The sequence below is a fragment of the Serratia sp. JSRIV001 genome (assembly GCF_019968745.1).
Classification (GTDB): Bacteria; Pseudomonadota; Gammaproteobacteria; order Enterobacterales; family Enterobacteriaceae; genus Chania; species Chania fonticola_B.
In genome coordinates this window covers 744,691-768,610 of sequence record NZ_CP074147.1, presented here as the reverse complement: position 1 = coordinate 768,610, position 23,920 = coordinate 744,691, and the positions used below count along the sequence as shown (strand labels likewise).

Here is a 23,920-nt window from a genome sequence, read left to right as displayed (position 1 = left end):
AGGTGAGTCACGACAATTTCAAACACACTCGATCGGTTCCCTCTCCCTGTGGGAGAGGGTTAGGGTGAGGGGCACTACATCGCCACTACATCGACATTTACCAGCCTAAAACGTCCCTAAAACTTCACCAAGCGGCTGGCATCCGCCGCCAGCAGTTGCTGCACCAGCTCGACACAGCGCAAGAAACGCTCCTCGTAATCGCTCGACTCTACGTGAGCATATTCGATGTTATTGGCGTGCAGCATCTCTTCCAACAAATATTGAAACGCCTTGCGATCGACCGGGCTACCCAGGCTGCGCAAGCCGTCGGCCACCCAAGGGGTATTGTTCTCCAGCAGGATCACCAGATCGAAACGGTATTCGTCGATCAACGCCTGAACGAACGGGTGCTCCCGCCCTTCATACTTTTTACAGAACGCCTGCGTGGTGACAAAGTCGGTGTCGATAAACGCCACTTTATTGGCGTATTTCACCGCAAAATCCACGTACTGGGCCTGCCCAAGCGCGATCTTGTCATAGTCGGAATACTGCAACGCCATCTCGTCACCCCCGAGGTGGGAGAAGACGTAGTCACGGCCATATTCCCAGGCGCTGGTGGTGTTGAAGATGTTCGCCAGTTTGTTGACCAGCGTTGACTTACCGCTGGATTCGCCGCCCAGGATCGCCACCGTGCGCACAAAGAACGGCTTCACTTCGGTCGGGATATAGTCCCAATAGCGGAATGGATCCTGTCGGATCTGGCTACCGCTGATGTTCATAAAGGACCGTTCGGGATCCACCAGGATGGTTTCAATCCCAAGATGTTCGCGGTAACGAGGGGCATCCAGCTCTTCGCTGGAATAGATAAAGCTCGGGACGATGCCCTTTTGCTCCATAAAGCTCTTCACGCCGTTGCTCCACACGTCCCAGCCGTGCGGGTAAGGTTCGATGCCCTTTTCGTCGAAAGAGTGAATATGGATATTTTTCTGGTATTTAAAGGTCTGCAACAGCCAGCGCAGACGATCGCTGACCGTCGGCTGCTGTGACATGGAGCTGTTCTCGAACAGCAACAGATCGCGCGGTTCATCGTGGCACAGGATCACATGCAGCTCGTCAACCTGGCTACAGGCGCGCTGGATCAGATAGATATGGCCGGTATGCAGCGGGTAAAATTTACCAAACACCACGCCGACTTTCTTCTCCCGACGCGGGAATTCCAGCCCCAGGAAACGGTGCAGGGCCTCCAGCTTCTGCGCGCTCGGGCTTTTGATTTTGTCATTCAACAGCTGGCTGAGGTAGCCTTTAGTCATGCTACTGGCATCAGCTACCTGCTGTAAGGTACATCCCTGTTGCTTAATCGCTGCCTTGAGGTAATCGAACTGCCGCATAAACCCTCCCGTTTATTATGCTAAACAAAATAGCATATTCCGCGCAGCGGGCGGCAATTAATAAAACTGTTCCAGCACGTCCAGCGCATCCGCCAGCTTCTTGACGCCGAATACCTGCATATTGGCCGGTGGTTTCTTCGGCACGTTGGCATGTGGCACGATCGCCCGCTTGAAACCGTGTTTGGCCGCTTCGGAAATACGCTCCTGGCCGCTAGGCACCGGGCGGATTTCCCCTGCCAGCCCCACTTCGCCAAACACCACCAGATCGTTAGGCAATGGGCGGTCGCGCAGGCTGGAGACCAACGCCAACAGCAATGCCAGATCGGCACTGGTTTCGCTAACCTTGACGCCGCCTACCACGTTGACAAAAACGTCTTGGTCGGACATCTGCAAGCCACCGTGGCGGTGCAACACCGCCAGCAAGATTGCCAAACGGTTCTGTTCCAGGCCCACGGCAACGCGGCGCGGGTTAGACATCATCGAGTGATCGACCAGCGCCTGGATCTCAACCAGCAGTGGCCTGGTACCTTCCCAGACCACCATCACCGAACTGCCAGAGGTCACTTCATCACCCCGGCTGAGGAAGATCGCGGAAGGGTTACTCACCTCACGCAGCCCCTGCTCGGTCATGGCGAACACGCCCAGCTCGTTGACCGCACCAAAACGGTTTTTATGGCTGCGCAGCGTACGGAAACGGGAATCGGCATCGCCATCCAACAACACCGAACAGTCGATACAGTGTTCGAGGACTTTCGGCCCGGCCAGCGAGCCATCTTTGGTGACGTGACCAACCATCACGATCGCCACGCCGCGAGTTTTAGCAAAGCGGGTGAGATAGGCCGCCGTTTCGCGCACCTGCGCCACGCTGCCTGGCGATGACTGGATATCCGCCATATGCATGACCTGGATCGAGTCGATCACCATCAGCCGTGGTTGCTCCTGCTCGGCGATCAGGCAGATCTGCTCGATACTGGTTTCCGACAGCATGTTAAGGCCGCCGGTGGGCAACCCAAGACGATGGGCACGCATCGCGACCTGTTGCAGCGACTCTTCACCGGTGACGTACAGGGTTTTCATCTGCTCGGCGAGTTTGCACAGCACCTGCAACAGCAGCGTACTTTTCCCCGCGCCGGGGTTACCGCCGATCAGGATCGCACTGCCCGGCACCACGCCGCCGCCCAGTACGCGGTCAAATTCCAGAAAGCCGGTAGAGAAACGCGGCAGCTCTTGCAGACTGATGTCCGAAAGCTTCTGCACCTTGCTGATACCGGCATCGCCCGCATAGCCGCTTAAACGCTCGCTACGAGCAGCGGAAGAGGAGACTGAAGCCAGGCGCACTTCTGTAATGGTGTTCCAGGCCTGACAGGCACTGCATTGCCCCTGCCAGCGCGGATAATCAGCGCCGCATTCATTACAGACAAATGCCCGCTTTACTGCTTTTGCCACAGCTTACCTCACATCGTGTTTCAAACTGCCGCAGAGCACACAGAGCACTCCCAGCAGATCGGCATGGCGGATCGAGACCTGCGCCTTCTCATAGACCTTAGGCTTCGCGTGATAGGCAATACCCAGCCCGGCCACCTGCAGCATTTTCAAATCGTTGGCACCGTCGCCGATCGCTACGGTTTGCTGCGGTGGGATCCCCAGCTTCTCTGCCAGCGCCACCAAAGTATCTGCCTTGAACTGCGCATCCACGATCGGCCCCAGCACCTCGCCGGTCAGCTTACCGTCGCGGATCTCCAGTTCATTGGCGGCTACGGCCACCAGCTTGAGCTTGTCACGCAGGTACTCGGCATAATAGGTAAAGCCGCCGGAGGCAATGGCGACGTGCCAGTCGAGCGCCTGCAGCTTGCGCACCAGGCTGGTCAACCCAGGCATCAACGGCAATTCATCACGCACCTGCTTGAGGATATTGGCATCAGCCCCTTTCAACGTACCCACGCGTTGGCGCAGGCTAGCGGTGAAATCGAGTTCGCCACGCATCGCGCGTTCGGTCACTTCACTGACCTGCTCACCCACCCCGGCCAACTTGGCGATTTCGTCGATGCACTCAATCTGGATCGCCGTCGAGTCCATATCCATCACCAACAGGCCCGGCTTGCGCAGGTTAGGGATTTTGCCCAGTGGAGCAACGTCTAACCCGCTTTCGTTCGCCAACAGTTTGGCGCGCGCAGTTAGCGTGCCCGCCAGGCGAACCACCTGATAATCTTCCACCGCCCAGGCCGTCACGATCACCATCGCGGCACCCAGCTTGCGCTGGAACTGAGTAATACGCTCTTTATCCAGTTCTCTGCCATATAGTAGCCAACCGGTGTGGCCCGCCCGATAGTCCAGCGGCATGACTTCGTCACCGCTCAACGAAAGAGGCAACCCCGGCCATTGAGAGATCTCAGCGGGGAGATCGCAATAGGTCAGACTATTTGGCATCCTTAACTCCTGAATAACACTGCATGATAAAACGACGCATCAAGCTATCCTATCGCCATTGCTTCTGGCAACATATTACCCTATGAATCTCTAGTTGGCCGCTCTAGCGCATCGCTGCGCTCGCGGTATTGGTACATCCCGGTACCGCACAGCCAGGTGGTCAATCGTGACTCCCGGATGACCGCCCTAAAGGAAGCCTAATGGCTAAAGCTAAACTGAAATTCCGCCTGCATCGCACCGCGATTATCCTGATTTGCCTGGCGTTGCTGGTGCTGTTGATGCAAGGTGCCTCCTATTTTAGCCTGAGCCACCAAATGGCGCGATCGGAACAGGTCGAAGAATTGGCACAAACCTTGACCAAGCAGGTGGCTTTTAGCCTGACTCCGCTGATGGATGGCGACAGCGACATAGACAATCAGCAGGTTGAGCGCATTCTCACGCAGTTGACCGATCACAGCCGTATTCTGGACGCCAGCGTCTATCAATTGGACGGCACCCTGATCGCCCATTCCGGCGAGCAGATTAGCGTGCGCGATCGCCTGGCGCTGGATGGCAAACGCGCGGGTAGCTACTTCAACCACCAGCTTGTCGAGTCAATCCAGGGCAAAGATGGCCCGCTGGGCTTTATCCGCGTAACGCTGGATACTCACGTGCTGGCCACCGAATCCAAACAGGTGGATAACACCACCAACCTGCTGCGCCTGATGATCCTGCTGGCGCTGGCCATCGGCATTATTTTGGCCCGTACCCTGTTGCAAGGCCGCCGCAGCCGCTGGCAGCAGTCGCCATACCTGCTAACCGCCAACACGCCGCTGGCAGAAGGTAACACGGTAGATGATGGTGATGACGAGAAACCGGCAGAGCAGGAAGAGACAAAGAAAGATTAAGCCAAGCGCTGAATACGATCGTTCAGCGTCTGAAGCTGTACCCGCATTTGAGCAGCAATGGCCCGGAACGATTCGCTGATCTGCGGATGTTGTGCCGTACGCTGCCAGAATTCAACCGCCATCAACTCGGCCTGCCGCCAAATGGGGCCGTTGACCTCATTGCCCAATCTGATTTCCACCGCTGTTTTTCGCATATTACCGCTATTGGCAGGGGCAAACGCCATCGGCAACATGTCATACAACGGAGCCAATACCATCGGCCACTGCTCCGTACGCAGGAACGATAGATTCCCCTGGTGCATATCGCTATTGGCGATCAGCCTGCCAAATGCCCAATATAGACCGATTGTTTTCCAGGTTTGATGATCGATGATCCCCTGCTGCAATAGCTTTTCCGCTGCGGTGACCCAGTTAGCCCCGCCGCTGCCGCTAAACTCGGCATCCAACGCTTCCAGTGAAACCAGAGCGACTCTCCCATGTTCACCAATACGATCAAATCGTTCGATCTCCAAAAAACACTGTTGGTTATCGCCAAACAGCACCGTTGTCGGTGCGGAACACAACCCGGCCTCTGCAACCACTTGTAATGCCAATGACTCTGCGATTAGCAAATCGCTCCAGCGTTGCGCAATGGCGTTGTCCGGTACCGTACTGAACTTCACCAACACATGACTTCGGCGACCTCCCGACAGTTCGGCATAGGCACTAAACTTGGGCTGCTCGCCACCGGCAGAAGAACCAATCAGTTCCCCCGCTAATGCGCGTGCAGACAGCGTAGCGTAATACTTGGCCTTGCCCGCCATCGGTACCGGGATTTCAGCCGCACGCGTTAACCAACGCTGATAACTCTCTGCGCCCGGCAACAGATCGCCACTCATATCCTCACCATAATGACAAAGCGCTACCAGGCGCTGTTCTTCATTCCATTGCAGAACGTCTTCCGGCAACTTTAGCTGCCGTGCAACGGCTTTCCCCCAGGCGCGGCCAAGAAAACCTACCGGGCGCAGATCGTTCAGATACCAAGGCAAACCATCATACAACTGCCACTTACCGCTTTGTTCATCGAACACCGCGCAGCTGTCTGCCGGATAGAGGGAATAGAGCGTGGCAAACAGATGCGCCTTACCCAGCTTATCGATTTGATACAGTGGGAAATGCGACTCACCAGCCACCTCCCGCCTGAGCGCATAACGCGTGGATCTGCCTTTGTCGATGACCAGAACCGATCTTGCCAAATCGCGGATACGGCGCGACAGCGTGGGTTGGCTGATCCCCAATGCGGCAGTCAGTTCCCGGGAAGAAGCGGGTCCATTACGCAGAATTTTTTCGACTGTGCTCATCGCTGAATAGATTAGTGAATAGATAGATGAATAGAGTAATAGCGCTAATTAGCGGAAAGGTAAAGAATTAGCTAGAAAGGTTGGTATAAGGGTGAATAGATAAAATGGGGCGCAGCGTGCTGCGCCCGCGAGGTCATTACGCTTTGTCGCCCAGCAGGACAGATTCCAGCGCGATAACGATCATCTCGTTAAAGGTGGTCTGACGCTCAGCAGCAGTGGTCTGCTCGTGACGCAGGATATGGTCGGAAACGGTGCAGATGGTCAACGCCGTGCTACCAAACTCTTCATACAGCTCTGCGGCCACGCCGTAGATGCCTGCCGCTTCCATCTCTACGCCCAGGATGCCGTACTTCTTCATCACCTGGAACATATCCGGATCTGGCGTGTAGAACAGATCGGCGGAGAAGATATTACCCACGCGTGCAGGGATGCCCTGAGCAGCCGCAGCGTCTACCGCATTACGCACCATGTCGAAATCCGCAATGGCCGCATAGTCGTGGCCTTTGAAGCGCATACGGTTAACCTGGGAATCGGTACAAGCCCCCATGCCGATCACCACATCACGCAGTTTGACGTCATCACGCACGGCGCCACAAGAGCCGACACGGATGATTTTCTTCACGCCAAACTCGGCAATCAGTTCACGCGCATAGATAGAGCAGGATGGGATGCCCATGCCGTGGCCCATTACCGAGATTTTACGACCTTTGTAGGTGCCGGTGAAACCCAACATGCCACGCACGTTGTTCACTTCCACTGCGCCTTCCAGGAAGGTTTCTGCGATATATTTTGCCCGCAGCGGATCCCCCGGCATCAGCACTACATCAGCGAAATCACCCATCTCAGCATTAATATGTGGCGTTGCCATAATCACTTCCCTCAATTCATTGAAATAAAGACGCTGGCATCAAGGCCAGCGTCATTAAAGCGATATTAAAACATGGATTTGCCGTAATCCATCGGCGATACGCCAAAATAGCTGGCGACGGTCTGGCCGATATCGGCGAAGGTTTCGCGATGCCCCAGCGAACCTGGTTTGACTTTCGGGCCATAGACCAGAACCGGGATGTGCTCACGGGTGTGGTCGGTGCCTGGCCAGGTCGGGTCGCAGCCGTGGTCAGCGGTGAAGATGATGATGTCATCCCCTTTCACCAGCTTCAGCAGCTCTGGCAGACGGCGGTCGAACAGCTCCAGCGCGGCAGCATAGCCAGCCACGTCACGGCGGTGGCCGTAGGAGGAGTCGAAATCAACAAAGTTGGTGAACACGATGGTGTTGTCACCGGCTTTTTCCATCTCGATCAAGGTGGCGTCGAACAGGGCGTCGATCCCGGTAGCTTTCACCTTCTTGGTGATCCCTACGTTGGCATAGATATCGGCAATCTTACCGATGGAAACCACTTCGCCACCCTTCTCATCTACCAGCTTTTTCAGCACGGTTGGAGCCGGGGGTTCCACGGCCAGATCGTGACGGTTACCGGTACGCTGGAACTCACCTGGCTTATTCCCCAGGAACGGACGGGCAATCACACGGCCGATGTTGTAGCCACCTTCGGTCAACTCTTCACGAGCGATCTCACACAGCTCGTACAGGCGATCCAGGCCGAAAGTCTCTTCATGGCAGGCAATCTGGAACACCGAGTCCGCAGAGGTGTAGAAAATCGGCTTGCCGGTTTTCATATGCTCTTCGCCCAGTTGATCCAGGATCACGGTACCGGATGAATGGCAGTTACCGAGGTAGCCTGGCAGGTTGGCACGCGCCACCAGCTTGTCCAGCAGTTCCTGCGGGAAGCTGTTGTGCTCGTCCGAGAAATAGCCCCAGTCGAACAAGACTGGCACACCGGCAATTTCCCAGTGACCTGATGGCGTATCTTTACCGGAGGAAAGCTCGCTGGCATGGCCGTAAGCACCGATGATTTCAGCGTCTTTATCCAACCCTTCCGGGAACTTGCCGGTCGATTCTTCCGCCGCTTTGCCCAAGCCCAAACGGCTCAGGTTTGGCAGGGTCAGCGGGCCGCTACGGCCCACGTTGGCTTCGCCGCGCGCACAGGCAGCAGCGATATGGCCAAGGGTATCGGAACCTTCATCACCAAAGCTTTTGGCATCTTCACTCGCGCCAATGCCGAATGAGTCTAATACCATAATAAATGTACGTTTCATCATACTCTCCTGCGTATTCACGCTGAGGGCGACAGCGAAAAGGCCGCTGCCACTCCTGATTCTTTAGACAGAGGTTATTCGGTGATGCGTTTGTAAACCACCGGCGTGACTTCTGGCGCTTTGTCGCCCAGAACCATCGCGCTGCGTACCGCATCTGCCGCCTGCTGCCAGCTTTCTTCGTCGTTGGCATGGATAACCGCCAATGGACGCTGCGTATCGACAGTGTCGCCCAGGCGGGCCACATCGGTCAGGCCCACGCTGTAGTCGATGCTGTCGGTCGCACGACGACGGCCACCGCCCAGTGACACCACCGCCATACCCAGAGCACGGGTATCCATCGCGTTAATGATACCTGGTTTCTCGGCATAAACCGGCTTGGTTAACGTCGCGGCTGGCAGATAGCTGTCGTAACGCTCGATAAAATCGCTTGGGCCTTTCTGTGCCGCCACCATGCGGCCAAAGATTTCCGCCGCTTTGCCGTTATCCAGCACCGCCTGCAGTTTGGCACGAGCGTCAGCATCGTCGGTAGCCAGGCCGCCAGACAGCAGCATTTCCACGCTCAACGCCATGGTCACTTCCAGCAGACGCGGATTGCGATACTCCCCGGTCAGGAAGCGTACCGCTTCACGCACTTCGACCGCATTACCGGCGCTGGAAGCCAGCACCTGGTTCATATCGGTCAACAGCGCGGTCGTCTTGCAACCGGCACCGTTCGCAACGCCCACGATCGCCTGGGCCAAATCGTCAGAAAGCTGGTAGGTCGGCATAAAGGCTCCGCTGCCAACCTTCACGTCCATCACCAACGCATCCAGCCCTTCGGCCAGTTTCTTAGCCAGAATAGAGCCGGTGATCAGCGGAATGGAGTCGACGGTAGCGGTGATATCGCGCGTCGCGTAGAAACGCTTGTCTGCCGGAGCCAGTGAACTGGTCTGGCCGATAATCGCCACGCCAACGTCTTTGATGATCTTACGGAACGCGTTGTCATCCGGGAAAATATCAAAACCTGGGATCGCTTCCAGTTTGTCCAGCGTACCGCCAGTGTGGCCCAGACCACGGCCTGAAATCATCGGTACGTAGCCGCCACAGGCTGCCACCATCGGGCCAAGCATCAGCGAAGTCACGTCGCCCACGCCGCCGGTAGAGTGTTTATCCACAATCGGGCCGTTCAGCGACAGGCTTTTCCAGTCCAGCACCGTGCCGGAATCACGCATTGCCATGGTCAGCGCCACACGCTCTGGCATGGTCATGTCGTGGAAATAGATGGTCATCGCCAGCGCAGCAATCTGCCCTTCTGACACCACGTTATCGCGAATGCCGTTAATGAAGAAGCGGATCTCAGCTTCGCTCAACGGTTGCCCGTCACGTTTTTTACGGATTATTTCTTGTGCCAAGAACAAAGTAGCCCCCTGTTTTAGCTAAATAGAGTCATTCGATACGCCTGCGCGCTGCGTTAACGGGGCCGCTTGGCAGCCCCAACACAACAAGACGTGAGAGAAAATCAGTAACCGTTACCAGCGGCTTGGGTGCTATGCCCCAGCGTGGTCAGCAGGCTGGCTAACAGGCTCGAAGCACCAAAGCGGAAGTGGCGCGCGTCGGCCCAGTCTTCTCCCAGCAGACGCCCGGCAAGTTGCAGATACTGTTGAGCATCTTCAGCGGTACGCACGCCACCGGCTGGCTTGAAGCCAACGGTTTTGCCTACGCCCATATCACGGATCACGGTCATCATCAGCTCAGCGCTTTCCAGCGTGGCGTTGACCGGCACCTTACCGGTAGAAGTCTTGATAAAATCAGCACCAGCCTTGATAGAGATCTCGGAGGCTTTACGGATCAGTTCCGCCTGCTTCAGCTCACCGGTTTCGATGATCACTTTCAGCAGCACGTTGGCAGCGGCGCAGGCCTGCTTGCACTGTTTGACCAGCTCAAACCCGACTTCCTCGTTACCGGCCATCAGGGCACGGTAAGGGAATACCACGTCAACTTCATCGGCACCGTAGGCGATGGCCGCACGGGTTTCTGCCACGGCGATGTCGATATCATCATTGCCATGGGGGAAGTTGGTGACGGTGGCGATACGGATATCTGGCGTCCCCTGCTCACGCAGCGTTTTGCGGGCAATCGGGATAAAACGCGGATAGATGCAGATGGCGGCAGTATGGCCTGCCGGGCTGTTCGCCTGACGACACAACGCGATCACTTTCTCGTCGGTGTCATCTTCGTTCAGCGTGGTTAAATCCATCAGGTTCAGCGCGCGTTGCGCTGCTGCGGTTAATTCGGTCATAAAACTCTCCAACTGAGCATTCTGATGTTGGCGAGCGGACTTGGTTCCTTGAAGATAGCGCGCGGGATAGTCTTCCCACGCCAGCAACTGAGATCCTTCTCACCGCACATAGCCCTTCGATTTTCGCATAGCCAGCAATCGCCATTTGAACACGATCACTCTGGCATATTTGTGCTCTGATTCACACTACACAGGATAGCACTGTAACAGGACTGAATTATATGTGAAGATCATCACAAAATAACGCGATATTGTTCACAAATTCACTAAAGAGACGGCGGTCATCAGGCGAATGCCCTGTTGGCAGGCAACCAGGCCCCTTCAGGAGCCTGGTTGTTGATACCAAGTATAGCTTACAACGCCAGGAAGAATCCGGCGATGGTGGCACTCATCAGGTTGGATAAGGTACCGGCTGCCACCGCTTTCAACCCGAAACGAGCAATGTCGTGACGACGGCCTGGTGCCATGCTGCCTAGACCACCCAGCAGGATCGCTACGGAAGACAGGTTGGCAAACCCACACAGCGCGAAGGAGATGATCGCCTTGGTGTGCTGTGACAACACCTGTAGACCCTCAGCAGCCACCACGTCATCTGGACGCAGGTAGGCACCAAAGTTCATGTAGGCCACGAATTCGTTAACGATCACCTTCTGCCCGATAAACGAACCGGCCACCATCGCTTCACTCCAAGGCACACCAATCAGGAACGCGATTGGCGAGAACACCCAGCCCAGGATCAGCTCCAGCGACAGCTGTGGGAAATCGAACCAGCCACCAATACCGCCAAGAATACCGTTAAGCAACGCGATCAGAGCGATAAATGCCAACAGCATCGCCCCCACGTTCAGCGCCAACTGCATACCGGATGCCGCACCCGAGGCAGCAGCGTCGATGACGTTGGCCGGGCGGTCATCTTCGGCGATCAGCTTCATCGCATCGGCTCGGTCTTGGGTATTTTCGGTTTCCGGCACCATCAGTTTGGCAAACAACAGCCCACCCGGCGCGGCCATAAAGGAAGCGGCGATCAGGTATTCCAACGGTACCCCCATCTGGGCATAGCCCGCCAGCACGGAACCGGCTACCGAAGCCAGGCCGCCGCACATCACGGCAAACAGTTCCGACTGGGTCATGGTGGCGATATAAGGGCGCACCACCAGCGGCGCTTCGGTCTGCCCCACAAAAATATTGGCCGTGGCTGACAGCGATTCCGTCCGCGAAGTACCCAACAGCTTATGTAAACCACCGCCGAGGAGCTTGATCACCACCTGCATGATGCCCAGGTAATAGAGCACCGCAATCAGCGAGGAGAAGAACACAATCACCGGTAACACGCGCAGGGCGAACACGAAGCCGCCACCGCCGAACACTTCAAACATTTTGTCGGAAACCAGGCCACCAAAGATAAAAGAGATGCCCTCGTTACCGTAAGCGATGACGTTTGCCACCCCTTCCGACATGCCACCAAGAATACGTCGCCCGATCGGGACATAGAGCACTAGCGCGCCAATGCCAACCTGAATGATAAACGCGCCGAGTACGGTACGCAGTTTAATAGCGCGCCGGTTGCTGGAAAGCAGCACCGCAATGGCGATCAAGACCACCATACCGACCAGGCTCATGAAGAGTTGCATACGAATATGTCCCTGTTGCGAAGAAGAAATGCCCCCGACCCGCAGGATAAAACGGGTTGCCCAAGGGCGATAATGGGACGCAATTATACTGAGCGAGGCGGGATGAGACTCGTTTTATGTCACAAATATATACAAGTGGAAGTAACTGAAAATCACACAACGTGATTCAAATCACATTTAAAGTGAGAGGTACGGATCTAATGCAAACAGGGATTGGCTATTTTGTTGTAGCTGTTCGGCAATGTCGTCGGCAGATTCAGGCCGCAGTTGGCAGAGTACCTGAAATACCTCCGCAGCCCGTTCAGGTCGGTTCGGCTGCCCTTGATAACCCGCCAACGGCATGTCCGGCGCATCGGTTTCCAGCAACAGCGAGGTCAACGGCAACTGCGCCATCACCTGGCGGGTTTTCTGCGCCCGCTCGTAGCTGATCGTGCCGCCTACACCAATGTAATAACCGAGGCGAATAAAGGCCTGCGCCTGAGCCAGACTGCCAGCAAAGCCATGCACCACACCACGGCGCGGCACCTCGGTACGACGCAATGCGGCAGCTAACTGATCGTGGCTACGGCGAGAGTGCAGGATCACCGGCAGATCATACTGCTTTGCCAGCTTCAGCTGTGCCTTGAGCAACGCCTGTTGGCGTTCAAACTGCGGCTCGGCCATATACAGATCCAACCCTATCTCCCCCACCGCGACCAGCTTCTGCGGCTTACTGGCCAGAAAACCTGCCAGTTGTTCGAGCTGCTCATCATGGTGTTGGGCGATATACAGTGGGTGTAACCCCAGCGCGGCAAACAACGGAGTATGTTCGCGCGCCAGTTTGAGAATACGCACAAAGCGATCGGCCGTTACCGCTGGCACAATAATTTGCTGCACCCCAGCTTGCGCGGACAGTGCCAGGCTCGCTTGCTCATCCCCGCTAAAAGGCGGGAAATCAAAGTGGCAATGGGTATCCGTAAAGGCGTAACTCACAGCACATCTCCGTCACCTGGCAGGATGATTTTTGGTGGCAGTTCAGGTTGCACGGCATGGCCCTGCGGGTTGAGCACATCGGTAATAATCGGCGAAGGCATCCGCACGGTTTCCGGCTGGATCAGACGACGCGAGAGCGACTTTTTCACCTTCATACCATCCATCTTTTCCTGCTCCAGCAGCCAGTGGCCAACCGTAGCCAGGAAATAGCGCCCACAACGGCGGCCCAGATGGTAATCGCGATTAAGCGCGGGCAAACGGCTGCCGAGCGCATTGCTCGCCAGCGGCTTAGGCGGGAATATTTCGAAGATGCGCAGTTTACCGGGAGGTTTTTCAATAAATTGCTGGATGCGCAAATAGCTCTGCTCATGATGCTGCAACACCCGCACCATTTGCTGCAGGCTGCTTTCACCCAGCCATTGCTCCATGCGTTTCATCCACTTCGGCGTATAAACCATCTGTGAAGGTACGGTGCGGATCACCACGATGGTATCCGCCCCACGGCGATAGGCCTCTTCCACGGGGATAGCATCGCTGATGCCGCCATCCTGATAGCTGATGCCATCCAGCTCTACGCCCATACGATAAAAACCGGGAATGGCGCTGGAGGCCTTGATTGCCGGTAACCAGCTATCCCGTGCCGCAGGGAGATAAACCGGCGTAAAGTCATCGCTGCGGCAGGCACACATCAAAAATTCACGGCCATCGCCCAACTGTTGCTCCGCCACGTCAAAGGCCAGTGGCAACTGTTGCGAGGTGATGTCCAACAACCAATCGAGATCGATAAGATGCCCACCACGTACAAAGCGCAGCGGGTTGAAGAAATTGGCAGAGGTGGTGTAGCGGGTGATCACCCGCCGTGCGTAGCCCATCTGGCCACAAATAAATGCCGACAGGTTCTGCGCGCCGGCAGAGGTGCCAATCATCAGCTCAAAAGGGTTGAAGCGGGCGCGCTGGAATTCATCCAGTACACCGGCGGTAAAGATACCGCGCTGTCCGCCGCCCTCACACACCAGCGCCATTTTACCGGGCCGGTATGGTTTATACGCCAGGGGTTCAATATTCCCGAGCGTGATGGGTATTCTGTATCCCAACCCTATATCCTCAATGTGGCCGTTTTCTCGAGGATACCTCTTCTTGCTCTCTTCCGTAATCTTCTTGTAATACGCCAGAGAGGCAGTCATTGCTCCCTGCCAGCCACAGGCCGTCATTGCCGGAAAACTCCGCCCATGCCTGCCAAACCTGGCCTTTCAGCTGTTTCCAACGGCCAACAATGATGTCGCTATTCATGACCTGCCTCCTGGCGCCGAGAAAAAGAATCAAGCTTTGTTACAGTTTAGAGAGACGCTAAGGGCGCCGACGGCCGGTAAACAGGCTGACCAGGAACAGAATGATCCCTACCACGAACACGACTTTGGCGGCCCAGGCAGCAGTACCTGCCAACGAACCAAAACCCAGTGCTGCGGCGATCAATGCAATAACTAAAAATATAATGCCCCATCGAAACATAAGCCTCTCCTTACCATGGTGATAAAAATTTCGCGTTTGGCTCGCCCCTGCTGGGTGCGGCTTAAAACTGCGGATTATTCTATTTCTGGTAGTACATCCCAGGCGTTAGCCTGGGAGTTGTTGCTTACTGTTACTGACGATTAAGGTTTTACCGCCAGATCGTTCTTGACGCTTTTCACGCCATCAATGGCTTTGGCAATACTTTCTGCACGGTCAGACTGCGCCTGGGTTTTCACCTCACCGGAAAGCTGCACCACACCATCGGTGGTTTCTACTTTCACGTTGCGTGAAGGCACGATGTCGTCGGCCAGCAGTTTGGCTTTCAGTTCGCTGGTAGTCGCAGTGTCACCGGCATAGGATTTCACCGACTGGGTCGCTTGATCTTTCACGTGCAGCTTATCGCTGACGGATTTGACCCCTTCTACCCGACCTGCAACGTCTACCGCTTTCTCAGCCTGAGCCTGAGTGGCGACAAAACCGCTTAACGTCACCACACCTTTTTCGGTTTCCACCGAGATGTCGGTGCTTTTGATGGCTTTATCGTCAACCAGCGCAGTTTTAACTTTAGCCGTTATGCCGCTGTCATCCATATAGTTGTCGACTTTTTTCATGGAGCTATCGATTTTGGCACCAGTACTATCAACTACGCCTGATGCTTTGTTCATCATGGTCTCTTCAGCCAGGGCTGAACCACTAACCAGTACCGAACCCAAAACGACTGCCATCAGCGAATGTGCAAACTTGGTATTTTTCATCGATCTCTTCCTTCTTGTTGTAGAACCCCAAACTGCTGTGGGCTCTGGTGCCGCCAGAGTGCGGCTAACTCAAATGAATACTTCACGATCTCTATACAATCAAACGTTCACGACCGGACTATTGCTCTACGGTAAGTATACCTGCAATGCCCGTGCCAAGTTAAAAACGCCGTTAAAAATCAACAACAACAAAACAAATGAGCAACAATTAAGCGCAAAACTGTCGTCTATTGGAGACATATGACAGTTGATTTGGGATCCACATCACTATCTTATTGATATTACTAAGATAGGACTGTCTCCGATCGGCAACACTACCGAATAACTCTCTAAAATATGTGGATACGATAGTATTTTACGCTCAGATGTCGCTACGCACCCTGATAAATATAGACCATCAGCGAAAATTTGCCGCCAGATCGCGGAAAATCTTGTTCGGTCTAGACGAAATGATTAGTGAGAAGGGTTTAATAATTAGCAGGATGGGGGCTGAAGAAGGAAAACACAGGGCGCTTAGAAGCGCCCTGTTGACGAGATTAATGCTCGCGGGTTTTGCGGAACACCACTTCTGGGTAGCGTTCCTGAGTCAGGTTGAGGTTCACCATGGTTGGTGCGATATACGACAGGTTGTTGCCGCCGTCCAGCGCCAGGTTCAGCTCGCTCTTACGCTTGAACTCTTCGAATTTCTTCACGTCGTCGCACTCGACCCAACGGGCTGTAGAGACGTTCACCGATTCATACAGCGCTTCCACGTTGTATTCGCTTTTCAGACGGGCAACCACCACGTCAAACTGCAGCACGCCGACCGCACCAACGATCAGATCGTTGTTGGCGATTGGGCGGAATACCTGCACCGCCCCCTCTTCCGACAGTTGGACCAGCCCCTTCAACAACTGTTTCTGCTTGAGCGGATCGCGCAGGCGGATACGGCGGAACAGTTCTGGCGCAAAGTTCGGAATACCGGTGAACTTCATATCCTCACCCTGGGTGAAGGTATCGCCGATCTGAATGGTGCCGTGGTTATGCAAGCCAATGATGTCGCCTGGATAGGCTTCTTCAACGTGCGAGCGGTCACCGGCCATAAAGGTCAGCGCATCGGAGATCACCACGTCTTTGCCGGTACGAACCTGGCGCAACTTCATGCCTTTCTCATAGCGGCCAGACACCACGCGCATAAACGCCACACGGTCGCGGTGTTTAGGATCCATGTTTGCCTGGATCTTGAACACGAAGCCGGTGAATTTCTCTTCAGCGGCGACCACTTCACGGGTATCGGTTTTACGCGGCATTGGCGCAGGCGCCCAGGCCACCAGCCCATCAAGCATATGATCGACACCGAAGTTGCCCAAAGCGGTACCGAAGAACACCGGGGTCAGTTCGCCTGCCAGGAAGGCTTCCTGCTCAAACTCATGGGAGGCCCCTTGCACCAGTTCCAGCTCATCACGCAGCTGGGCGGCCAGATCTTCGCCTACGGCAGCATCGAGCTCCGGGTTGTTCAACCCTTTAACGATGCGCACTTCCTGAATGGTGTGGCCTTTACCTGTCTGGTACAGATAGGTTTCATCTTTATAGAGATGGTAAACCCCTTTGAACAGCTTGCCGCAGCCGATCGGCCAGGTGATCGGCGAGCAGGCGATTTTCAGTTCGCGCTCAACTTCGTCCATCACTTCCATCGGATCGCGGATGTCACGGTCAAGTTTGTTCATGAAGGTCAGGATCGGCGTATCACGCAGGCGGGTAACTTCCATCAGCTTGCGGGTACGATCTTCAACGCCTTTTGCGGCGTCGATTACCATCAGGCAGCAGTCCACCGCCGTCAAGGTACGGTAGGTATCTTCGGAGAAGTCTTCGTGCCCAGGGGTATCGAGCAGGTTGACCAAGCAGTCGCGGTACGGGAACTGCATCACCGAGGTGGTGATTGAAATACCACGTTGTTTTTCCATCTCCATCCAGTCGGATTTGGCATGCTGGCTGGAGCCACGGCCTTTTACCGTACCGGCGGTCTGGATAGCGTGTCCGAATAACAGCACCTTCTCGGTGATGGTGGTTTTACCCGCATCGGGGTGCGAGATAATGGCGAAAGTTCTTCTTTTCGCAACTTCGCGGGCGAATTCACTAGGAGACATGTTTTTCACGTTTCTATGGTTAGTCCGCCCTGCTCATCATCACAACGCGCCAATCGCGGCGCCAGGCAAAGCGGTAATAAAAAGATAGTAGCCGAGTATTTTCGCTGATTTACCAACCGGTGACAATCAATGGTTTCTTCGGTACAAGATAATGGCAGGCCAAACTGGCTGCACAAGGGGAACTATAAGTCGCTACCCCAGCGGCAGCGCCATAACGATCGCGTCTTCGCGGCCACTGGCTGCGGGGTAATAGTTGCGGCGCACCGTCACTTCATTGAAGCCAAGGTCTTCGTAGAGCGCTATCGCTCCGCGGTTGGAGGCTCGAACCTCCAGCCATAGAGTGACCACACCGCGCGCTGCCAATTGCTCGATCACGGCAGTCAGCAAAGTGCGGCCAAAGCCCCGGCGCTGCCAGCTTGGATGGATGGCAATATTAAACAGCGTGGCTTCGTCCAGCACGATTTGGGTAATGGCAAAACCCGCCATTTGCCCTTCAGCTTCCAGTTTCAGGTTAAGGTAACGTTCACCCTGATTGCTGGCTAGCGTCGCCTCGGTCCAGGGAAACGCATGGCTGGCTTGTTCAATCTTGAAGGCTGTGGCCAGATCGGCCGCTGTCAGGGTAGAAATGCTGTTCATGATGACAAATCTGCTGCCAGAGCGCGCGTTTCGCACTCGCATCTTGAGAAAGCTCGGCCAGCGCCGGGCTATGTAGTTGCGCGCCGGCCACCGCTAACGGCTCCGTGACGCCCAACCGCCAACTGTTGCACTCGGTATCTTGTGGCAGCATCGCTACCTGATCCGGTGTCAGGCCATAGGTTTGTGCCGCCGTCAGCCCCAGGCTGCGCAGCACGTCACAAAACAGCGGGTCGTGCTGGTCTGGCAATGTCTGCGCCACCACCAGCAGGCGCACGTGTGGGGGCACGCTTACCGCCACCTCCCCCTGCAACACTCCAGGGCGGCGTAATGTCCACTGCGTAATCCCCAGCTGTTGTAACAACCAGTCGCGTTTTGATGCCATGCCGATCCCCGTGTGTGACGCACCCTACCTGCCCTATGCCGCGCTATGCTAACAAACCCGCGCAGCCTGCGCCAACAAACCCGTCGAACATCTGGCCACAAAGCTCTATAATCTCCGGCTAAATCTTGAGGAGCCGAAAACTGATGTCTGCATTAACCCCCGCCAGTGAAGTCATGCTGCGCCACAGTGATGAATTTATGGAACGCCGCGTGCTGTTTGCCGGCGATCTGCAGGATACCCTGCCGGCCCAATTCGAGGCCGCGGATGTGCGTGTCCACACCCAGCAATACCATCACTGGCAGTTACTGAACCGGACGATGGGAGAGCATGCACAGTTCGGCCTGACGATCGATCCTGCCTTCGTCGCCGAGTGCGATACGCTGGTGTATTACTGGCCAAAGAGCAAGCAGGAAGCGCAGTTCCAACTGTGCAATATCCTGGCCCTGCTGCCGGTTGGCGCAGAAATTTTTGTCGTCGGTGAAAACCGCAGCGGCGTGCGCAGTGCGGAACAAACCCTGGAAGGCCATGCCACGCTTGCCAAGATCGACAGCGCTCGCCGCTGTGGGTTGTATCATGGCCGCATCGATGTGCAGACCCAGTTTGATCTGGCCGACTGGTGGGAAAGCTATCAGCTGCACGATCTGGAAGTGAAGACGCTGCCTGGCGTGTTCAGCCGTGACGGCCTGGACGTTGGCAGTTCACTGCTGCTCTCCACGCTGGAAAAACACATGAAAGGCAAAGTGCTGGACGTGGGTTGTGGCGCTGGCGTAATGGCTTCGGTGCTGTCTAAACTGTCGCCGAAAATGAAGCTGACCCTCAGCGACGTCAACGCCGCAGCCGTAGAATCCAGCCGGGCGACACTGGCTGCCAACGGTATTGAAGGGGAAGTGATCGTCAGTAACGTCTACTCCGACATTACCGGCCGCTTTGACCTGATCATCTCCAACCCACCGTTCCATGACGGCCTGGCCACCAGCCTGACCGCCGCAGAAACGCTGATCCGCGGGGCGTTAAAACACCTGCCAATCGGTGGCCAACTGCGTATCGTCGCCAACGCCTTCCTGCCTTACCCGGATATTCTGGATGCCACCTTCGGCAGCCATGAAGTGTTGGCGCAGAATGGCCGCTTCAAGGTGTACAAAGCCACCGTGGCCCGCCAGCCACGCGATGCGAAGAAGAAAAGGTAGTAGGTCAGGATTCCCCCTTACCACTCTGGTTAGGGGGAAATATCCTCACTGTAGCCCCCTGCCATCAGCCGTTAACCAACTCCATACCTACCGTTGTATAGCGTGCACCTGCCACGCCTGCCAGTGGGAATACCGCCTCAATCGCCGCCAGTTCCTGCTCGCTTAGCGTGATCTCCGCAGCCGCTACGTTCTCTTCCAGATAGCGCCGACGTTTGGTGCCAGGGATTGGGACAATATTTTCCCCCTGCGCCATCACCCAGGCCAACGCCAGTTGCGACGGGGTCACGCCTTTCTGCCTGGCCAGTTCACTGACCTTGGTGACCAGCTCCAGATTGCGAGCAAAGTTTTCCCCTTGAAAACGTGGATTGTCGCGGCGGAAATCGTCTGCAGCCAAGTCCTCGATACTCTGGATCGCCCCGGTCAGGAAGCCACGCCCAAGCGGGCTATAGGCGACAAAGCCAATGCCCAAACGTTGGCAAGCGGCCAGTTGCCCCTGCTCGGCATCCCTGCTCCACAAGGAATATTCAGTCTGCAGCGCGGTGATCGGATGCACCTGGTGAGCGCGTTCCAACGTGGCAACCGAGGCTTCACTCAGGCCAATATGACGGATCTTACCTTCTTTGATCAGATCCGCCAGGGTGCCAACCACCTCTTCGATAGGTACCGTAGGGTCGACCCGATGCTGGTAGTAAAGATCGATGGTTTCTACCCCCAGCCGCTGCAAGCTGCCTTCTACCGAGCGACGGATATAGTCCGGTTTACTGCTCACGCCCCGCGCTGTGGGATCTGCCGGATCGCGCACAATACCGAACTTGGTGGCCAGAAATACCTGGTCGCGTTTGCCTTTGATCGCCTTGCCGATCAGTTGTTCATTGGTGTGCGGGCCGTACATATCTGCGGTGTCCAGCAGCGTCACCCCCAGTTCCAGAGCCCGATGTAGCGTGGCGATCGCTTCCTGCTCGTCATAGCCGGTGAAGTAAAAATCGCTCATCCCCATGCAACCTAAACCCAGGGCAGAGACGAGGGGGCCATTAGTACCTAATTTGCGCTGTTGCATTGTGTGGTCCTTGTTGAACATGGATGTCGAAACAAAGTCTGGTTGTTTATGCCACAAAGATAAATAATGCAGATTGCACATCACTGTTCATAAATCACCAACAATGCGGGCGGAAAAATGGATCAGGTTCAGGCTATGCGCATCTTTACCCGGATCGTGGAACTAGGCAGCTTCAGCCGCGCGGCCGAAAGGTTGCAACTGCCGCGAGCCACGGTAAGCAACGTGCTCAAACGCCTGGAGCAACGGCTTGGCGTCAGATTATTGGTGCGCACCACGCGCCAGGTTCAGGTCACCGCCGAGGGGACGCTGTACTACCAACGTTGTCTGCACCTGCTGGACGCCCTGGAAGAAGCAGATACCCTGTTCAGCCACCACAAGCTGCAACCTACCGGCAAGGTGCGGATCGATATGCCCCATTCGCTGGCGCGGGAAATCGTTATCCCGGCGCTCGATGAGTTCTATCAACGCTATCCAGAAATAGAAATTGCGCTGGGGGCCAACGACACCCACGTTGATCTGCTGCGCGAAGGTGTGGACTGCGTGCTGCGGGCTTGGGAAACCGCAGACGATACGCTGGTTGCCCGGCGGATTGCCCAACTGCCGCAGCTCACCTGCGCCTCCCCCGATTATCTAAAAGCGTTTGGTACCCCACAATCGATCGACGAGCTGCAACATCATCGGGCGGTGGGCTATTTCTCTTTGGTGAATAACCGCAACTACCCGCTGGAATTTTGCCGTGATGGTCACCTTGAGCTTCGCGAATTGCCAAGCAGATTGAGCGTTAGCGGAGCCGATGCCTACACCAGTGCCTGCCGTGCCGGATTGGGCCTCATCCAGGGGGCGCGTTATACGCTCTCTCCCTGGTTGCAAAGTGGTGAAATGGTGGAAGTGCTGGCCGATACGCCACCACCGCCGATGCCGATCTACATCATGTATCCGCCTGGCCGTTTCCTTGCCCCTCGTGTCAGGGTATTGATTGATTGGCTGATTACGTTGTTCGAGGGCCATAAAAGCGCTGATATGCCGTTTTTTACAGCAAACGCCGCTAATCCAGGAAATAACTATTGACGTCCCCGCCAAAATCTCTAGAATTCGCCTCCGTGGTAGCGTTACTCCGGTAACGTATCTGGTATGCGAAGGTGGCGGAATTGGTAGACGCGCTAGCTTCAGGTGTTAGTGTCCTTACGGACGTGAGGGTTCAAGTCCCTCTCTTCGCACCAAATAACCACATGATTTATATTGCACAGCATCGTATGCGAAGGTGGCGGAATTGGTAGACGCGCTAGCTTCAGGTGTTAGTGTTCTTACGGACGTGAGGGTTCAAGTCCCTCTCTTCGCACCAAGCTGGTGATATAAATCGACATCAAAGCAACACATCAAACTGTGCGAAGGTGGCGGAATTGGTAGACGCGCTAGCTTCAGGTGTTAGTGTTCTTACGGACGTGAGGGTTCAAGTCCCTCTCTTCGCACCACTTGATGAGTTCTCTTCTAGCTGTTCCTGCATTAAAACTCACTGAAAAAACCAACACGCTCAGGCGTGGTTTTGTCGTTTCAGTTAAAGCTGAAATGCAGGCTGATTGCGGCCAGTCCTCCGGCTAGAGCCATGCAGGAAGGGAGCAGCAGGTAATGACACCAGCGGCTGTTAAACAGCATCACCAGCGTGGCCAGCATAGCAACCACGATCAGAGTACGTAGTTGCATCATATCCAGGTCGATCAACGCCAGAAACGGCATCAGAGCACAGGGCAGCAACACGCCCCAGGCGCTGGCAAGCCGATTCCCCAGGCACCAACTGATGCCCCACAATCCACAAGCGGTAACCATGGCTGCTAACATGATAACCCCACCCTTTAAGTGATAATGATAACCAATATCATATAACACTTTTTTTGGGCCCGCACTCTTTTCAAGATCCGGCTGAACGCGGATGACAGCCTGCGCGAAAAATGTTAGTTTTATATAAGAAAATTCTTAACATTTATAGTCTGTTAATAATAACCAATTGGAATTATTCAGCAGGCATTGTCCAACATTTTTCCTTCGACCGGCCCCATTGGTAAAGAGTGATCCCCGTATGAACTCGCGTTCTTATCAGCAACTGCAAACCAGCAAACAGCGCTTATCCCTGTTTCTTTTCTTGTTGATGAATGCAGCCTCTGCCATTTTTACTTTATTCGTGCCCTTTAAAGAAATCCCGGCATTCACGCTGCCGCTATTGTGCATTCCAGCAATTTGCCTGGCGGCCATGCTATTTACGCTGTATTCACCGCGCCACTATGTCCAAAGGCTCAACCTGCTCGCCATCACCCTTGGGTTGCTATGGGCAGCGCACATCTATAGCAAGAGTCAACTTATCGCCAGTGACAACCACGGCTTTTTGCTGATCAGCCTGTTCAGTATTTTCTTTATCAGCGCGATCTCGCTGACGGATAACCTGCTGGCCTTCTGTCTGCATGCCGTTCCCTCGGCGCTGATAATCCTGTGGCTGGACGGCATGCATAACACCATGCGTATTCTGTTCACCACCCTGCTGCCAATCGTCGCCTTCTCGGTGCATCATTTGCTGTTGAAGCGCAGCGAAATGTTTACCCAACATCTGGTGGCCAACCTGTATCACGAACGGGATAAGTTCAGCGATCTGAGCATGATCGATCCGCTAACCGGCCTGTATAACCGCCGTGGGCTGGAGAGTAAACTGGATCAGTTGCTCTCGCCGACCTCGGGCAACCACTTTGTGCTGCTACTCGATATCGACCACTTCAAGGTCTACAACGATCGCTACGGTCACACCCTGGGCGATCAAGCATTAGTCCAGGTGGCAACGACCATCCGCGATGCGGTGCGCTCACGGGATATCGTGGTGCGTTACGGCGGAGAAGAGTTTTTGGTTCTGCTGACCAACGTCGGTGAAGATTACGCGGCCTATCTGGCGGAAAAGGTGCGCCAATGCGTGCAGGAATTGACCATCACCCATCGTTTCCACGCGCAGGAGACAACCAGGGTGACGTTAAGCGCCGGGATTTCTGCGCTGGATAAGCTGGACATCGACTCTGCGATCTGTGCCGCCGACGCCGCGCTGTACCGGGCCAAAAACAGTGGCCGCAACAATATTCAGCTAGCCCCCCACCCACAGCCAGTCGCCTGATCTTTTCCCCTTCGCCGGAAGGGGAAAGGTGAAAAACTTTTACCTGTCGCCACTTTTACCACAT

At 55.3% G+C, this 23,920-nt stretch carries 23 protein-coding genes and 3 tRNA genes; 7 read left to right on the top strand and 19 right to left on the bottom strand.

Translation table 11 applies throughout. The features are described from left to right. Positions 1–116: 116 nt before the first annotated feature. The 3 genes from nadR to serB are packed head-to-tail and all read right to left on the bottom strand — an operon-like array spanning position 117 to position 3,794. Positions 117–1,367 (bottom strand): multifunctional transcriptional regulator/nicotinamide-nucleotide adenylyltransferase/ribosylnicotinamide kinase NadR, encoded by a 1,251-nt coding sequence (nadR, locus tag KGP17_RS03435; RefSeq protein WP_037376678.1) that lies wholly within the window; start codon positions 1,365–1,367, stop codon positions 117–119. Between the two features lie 57 nt (positions 1,368–1,424). Continuing rightward, complete coding sequence (gene radA / locus KGP17_RS03430; protein WP_021808023.1) at positions 1,425–2,813, bottom strand: DNA repair protein RadA; 1,389 nt, start codon at positions 2,811–2,813, stop codon at positions 1,425–1,427. 3 nt (positions 2,814–2,816) lie between these two features. Continuing rightward, positions 2,817–3,794 carry a phosphoserine phosphatase gene (serB, locus tag KGP17_RS03425; RefSeq protein ID WP_179248451.1) on the bottom strand — a complete coding sequence of 326 codons (978 nt, stop codon included), beginning with the start codon at positions 3,792–3,794 and terminating at the stop codon, positions 2,817–2,819. Positions 3,795–3,994: 200 nt separating this feature from the next. Between serB and KGP17_RS03420 the strand changes: the two genes are divergently transcribed. Next, complete coding sequence (locus KGP17_RS03420) at positions 3,995–4,681, top strand: YtjB family periplasmic protein (RefSeq protein ID WP_021179224.1); 687 nt, start codon at positions 3,995–3,997, stop codon at positions 4,679–4,681. Here KGP17_RS03420 and yjjJ read toward each other — a convergent pair. The 14 genes from yjjJ to KGP17_RS03350 all read right to left on the bottom strand — a co-directional run bounded on the left by yjjJ (position 4,678) and on the right by KGP17_RS03350 (position 18,467). After that, the gene (gene yjjJ / locus KGP17_RS03415; protein WP_223498864.1) at positions 4,678–6,021 is read right to left on the bottom strand and encodes a type II toxin-antitoxin system HipA family toxin YjjJ; all 1,344 of its coding nucleotides are present in this window, start codon (positions 6,019–6,021) and stop codon (positions 4,678–4,680) included. The two genes, KGP17_RS03420 and yjjJ, sit on opposite strands and share 4 nt — an antisense overlap. Before the next feature lie 136 nt (positions 6,022–6,157). Further along, entirely contained in the window at positions 6,158–6,889 is a 732-nt protein-coding gene (gene deoD / locus KGP17_RS03410) for a purine-nucleoside phosphorylase (protein WP_021179222.1), read from the bottom strand. Positions 6,890–6,954: 65 nt separating this feature from the next. Beyond that, positions 6,955–8,178 (bottom strand): phosphopentomutase, encoded by a 1,224-nt coding sequence (deoB, locus tag KGP17_RS03405; RefSeq protein ID WP_021179221.1) that lies wholly within the window; start codon positions 8,176–8,178, stop codon positions 6,955–6,957. Between the two features lie 74 nt (positions 8,179–8,252). Beyond that, positions 8,253–9,575, bottom strand: coding sequence for a thymidine phosphorylase (gene deoA / locus KGP17_RS03400; protein ID WP_094982177.1), 1,323 nt, complete (start codon positions 9,573–9,575; stop codon positions 8,253–8,255). Positions 9,576–9,676: 101 nt separating this feature from the next. Further along, complete coding sequence (gene deoC, locus KGP17_RS03395; RefSeq protein WP_037376682.1) at positions 9,677–10,456, bottom strand: deoxyribose-phosphate aldolase; 780 nt, start codon at positions 10,454–10,456, stop codon at positions 9,677–9,679. Positions 10,457–10,809: 353 nt separating this feature from the next. Further along, entirely contained in the window at positions 10,810–12,087 is a 1,278-nt protein-coding gene (locus KGP17_RS03390) for a NupC/NupG family nucleoside CNT transporter (protein ID WP_059199644.1), read from the bottom strand. 177 nt (positions 12,088–12,264) lie between these two features. Next, on the bottom strand, positions 12,265–13,059 hold the full coding sequence (locus KGP17_RS03385; protein WP_059199643.1) for a TatD family hydrolase: 795 nt from the start codon (positions 13,057–13,059) through the stop codon (positions 12,265–12,267). Continuing rightward, complete coding sequence (locus KGP17_RS03380; protein ID WP_223498863.1) at positions 13,056–14,153, bottom strand: patatin family protein; 1,098 nt, start codon at positions 14,151–14,153, stop codon at positions 13,056–13,058. Before KGP17_RS03380 ends, KGP17_RS03385 begins: the two co-directional genes overlap by 4 nt. Before the next feature lie 10 nt (positions 14,154–14,163). Next, entirely contained in the window at positions 14,164–14,349 is a 186-nt protein-coding gene (locus tag KGP17_RS03375) for a CsbD family protein (RefSeq protein ID WP_021179216.1), read from the bottom strand. Positions 14,350–14,406: 57 nt separating this feature from the next. Next, complete coding sequence (locus tag KGP17_RS03370; RefSeq protein ID WP_004933089.1) at positions 14,407–14,568, bottom strand: DUF1328 domain-containing protein; 162 nt, start codon at positions 14,566–14,568, stop codon at positions 14,407–14,409. 140 nt (positions 14,569–14,708) lie between these two features. Beyond that, a complete protein-coding gene (gene osmY, locus KGP17_RS03365; protein WP_021808016.1) occupies positions 14,709–15,323 on the bottom strand; it encodes a molecular chaperone OsmY in 615 nt (204 codons plus the stop codon). 536 nt (positions 15,324–15,859) lie between these two features. After that, positions 15,860–17,449 (bottom strand): peptide chain release factor 3, encoded by a 1,590-nt coding sequence (gene prfC / locus KGP17_RS03360; protein WP_021808015.1) that lies wholly within the window; start codon positions 17,447–17,449, stop codon positions 15,860–15,862. Positions 17,450–17,641: 192 nt separating this feature from the next. After that, positions 17,642–18,085 carry a ribosomal protein S18-alanine N-acetyltransferase gene (gene rimI, locus KGP17_RS03355; RefSeq protein WP_037376676.1) on the bottom strand — a complete coding sequence of 148 codons (444 nt, stop codon included), beginning with the start codon at positions 18,083–18,085 and terminating at the stop codon, positions 17,642–17,644. After that, on the bottom strand, positions 18,030–18,467 hold the full coding sequence (locus KGP17_RS03350; RefSeq protein ID WP_021179210.1) for a DNA polymerase III subunit psi: 438 nt from the start codon (positions 18,465–18,467) through the stop codon (positions 18,030–18,032). Before KGP17_RS03350 ends, rimI begins: the two co-directional genes overlap by 56 nt. A gap of 143 nt (positions 18,468–18,610) precedes the next feature. On the opposite strand from KGP17_RS03350, the gene rsmC reads away from it, so the two are divergent. Then, a complete protein-coding gene (gene rsmC / locus KGP17_RS03345; RefSeq protein WP_024527242.1) occupies positions 18,611–19,654 on the top strand; it encodes a 16S rRNA (guanine(1207)-N(2))-methyltransferase RsmC in 1,044 nt (347 codons plus the stop codon). 64 nt (positions 19,655–19,718) lie between these two features. Here the strand turns inward: rsmC and KGP17_RS03340 are convergent, their stop codons facing one another. Continuing rightward, positions 19,719–20,711, bottom strand: a complete 993-nt coding sequence (locus KGP17_RS03340) for an aldo/keto reductase (RefSeq protein WP_218519898.1) — start codon at positions 20,709–20,711, stop codon at positions 19,719–19,721. A gap of 117 nt (positions 20,712–20,828) precedes the next feature. Here KGP17_RS03340 and KGP17_RS03335 point away from each other — a divergent pair, with 117 nt between their 5' ends. The 4 genes from KGP17_RS03335 to KGP17_RS03320 all read left to right on the top strand — a co-directional run bounded on the left by KGP17_RS03335 (position 20,829) and on the right by KGP17_RS03320 (position 22,183). After that, entirely contained in the window at positions 20,829–21,779 is a 951-nt protein-coding gene (locus KGP17_RS03335) for a LysR family transcriptional regulator (RefSeq protein ID WP_021808012.1), read from the top strand. 65 nt (positions 21,780–21,844) lie between these two features. Then, positions 21,845–21,931: transfer RNA gene (locus tag KGP17_RS03330), tRNA-Leu, on the top strand. 35 nt (positions 21,932–21,966) lie between these two features. Beyond that, positions 21,967–22,053: transfer RNA gene (locus tag KGP17_RS03325), tRNA-Leu, on the top strand. A 43-nt stretch (positions 22,054–22,096) separates the two neighbouring features. After that, positions 22,097–22,183: transfer RNA gene (locus KGP17_RS03320), tRNA-Leu, on the top strand. A 79-nt stretch (positions 22,184–22,262) separates the two neighbouring features. Here the strand turns inward: KGP17_RS03320 and KGP17_RS03315 are convergent. Then, positions 22,263–22,547 carry a DUF1435 domain-containing protein gene (locus KGP17_RS03315; protein WP_223498862.1) on the bottom strand — a complete coding sequence of 95 codons (285 nt, stop codon included), beginning with the start codon at positions 22,545–22,547 and terminating at the stop codon, positions 22,263–22,265. 238 nt (positions 22,548–22,785) lie between these two features. Here KGP17_RS03315 and KGP17_RS03310 point away from each other — a divergent pair, with 238 nt between their 5' ends. Continuing rightward, a complete protein-coding gene (locus KGP17_RS03310) occupies positions 22,786–23,856 on the top strand; it encodes a GGDEF domain-containing protein (protein ID WP_059199640.1) in 1,071 nt (356 codons plus the stop codon). Positions 23,857–23,920 lie beyond the last annotated feature (64 nt).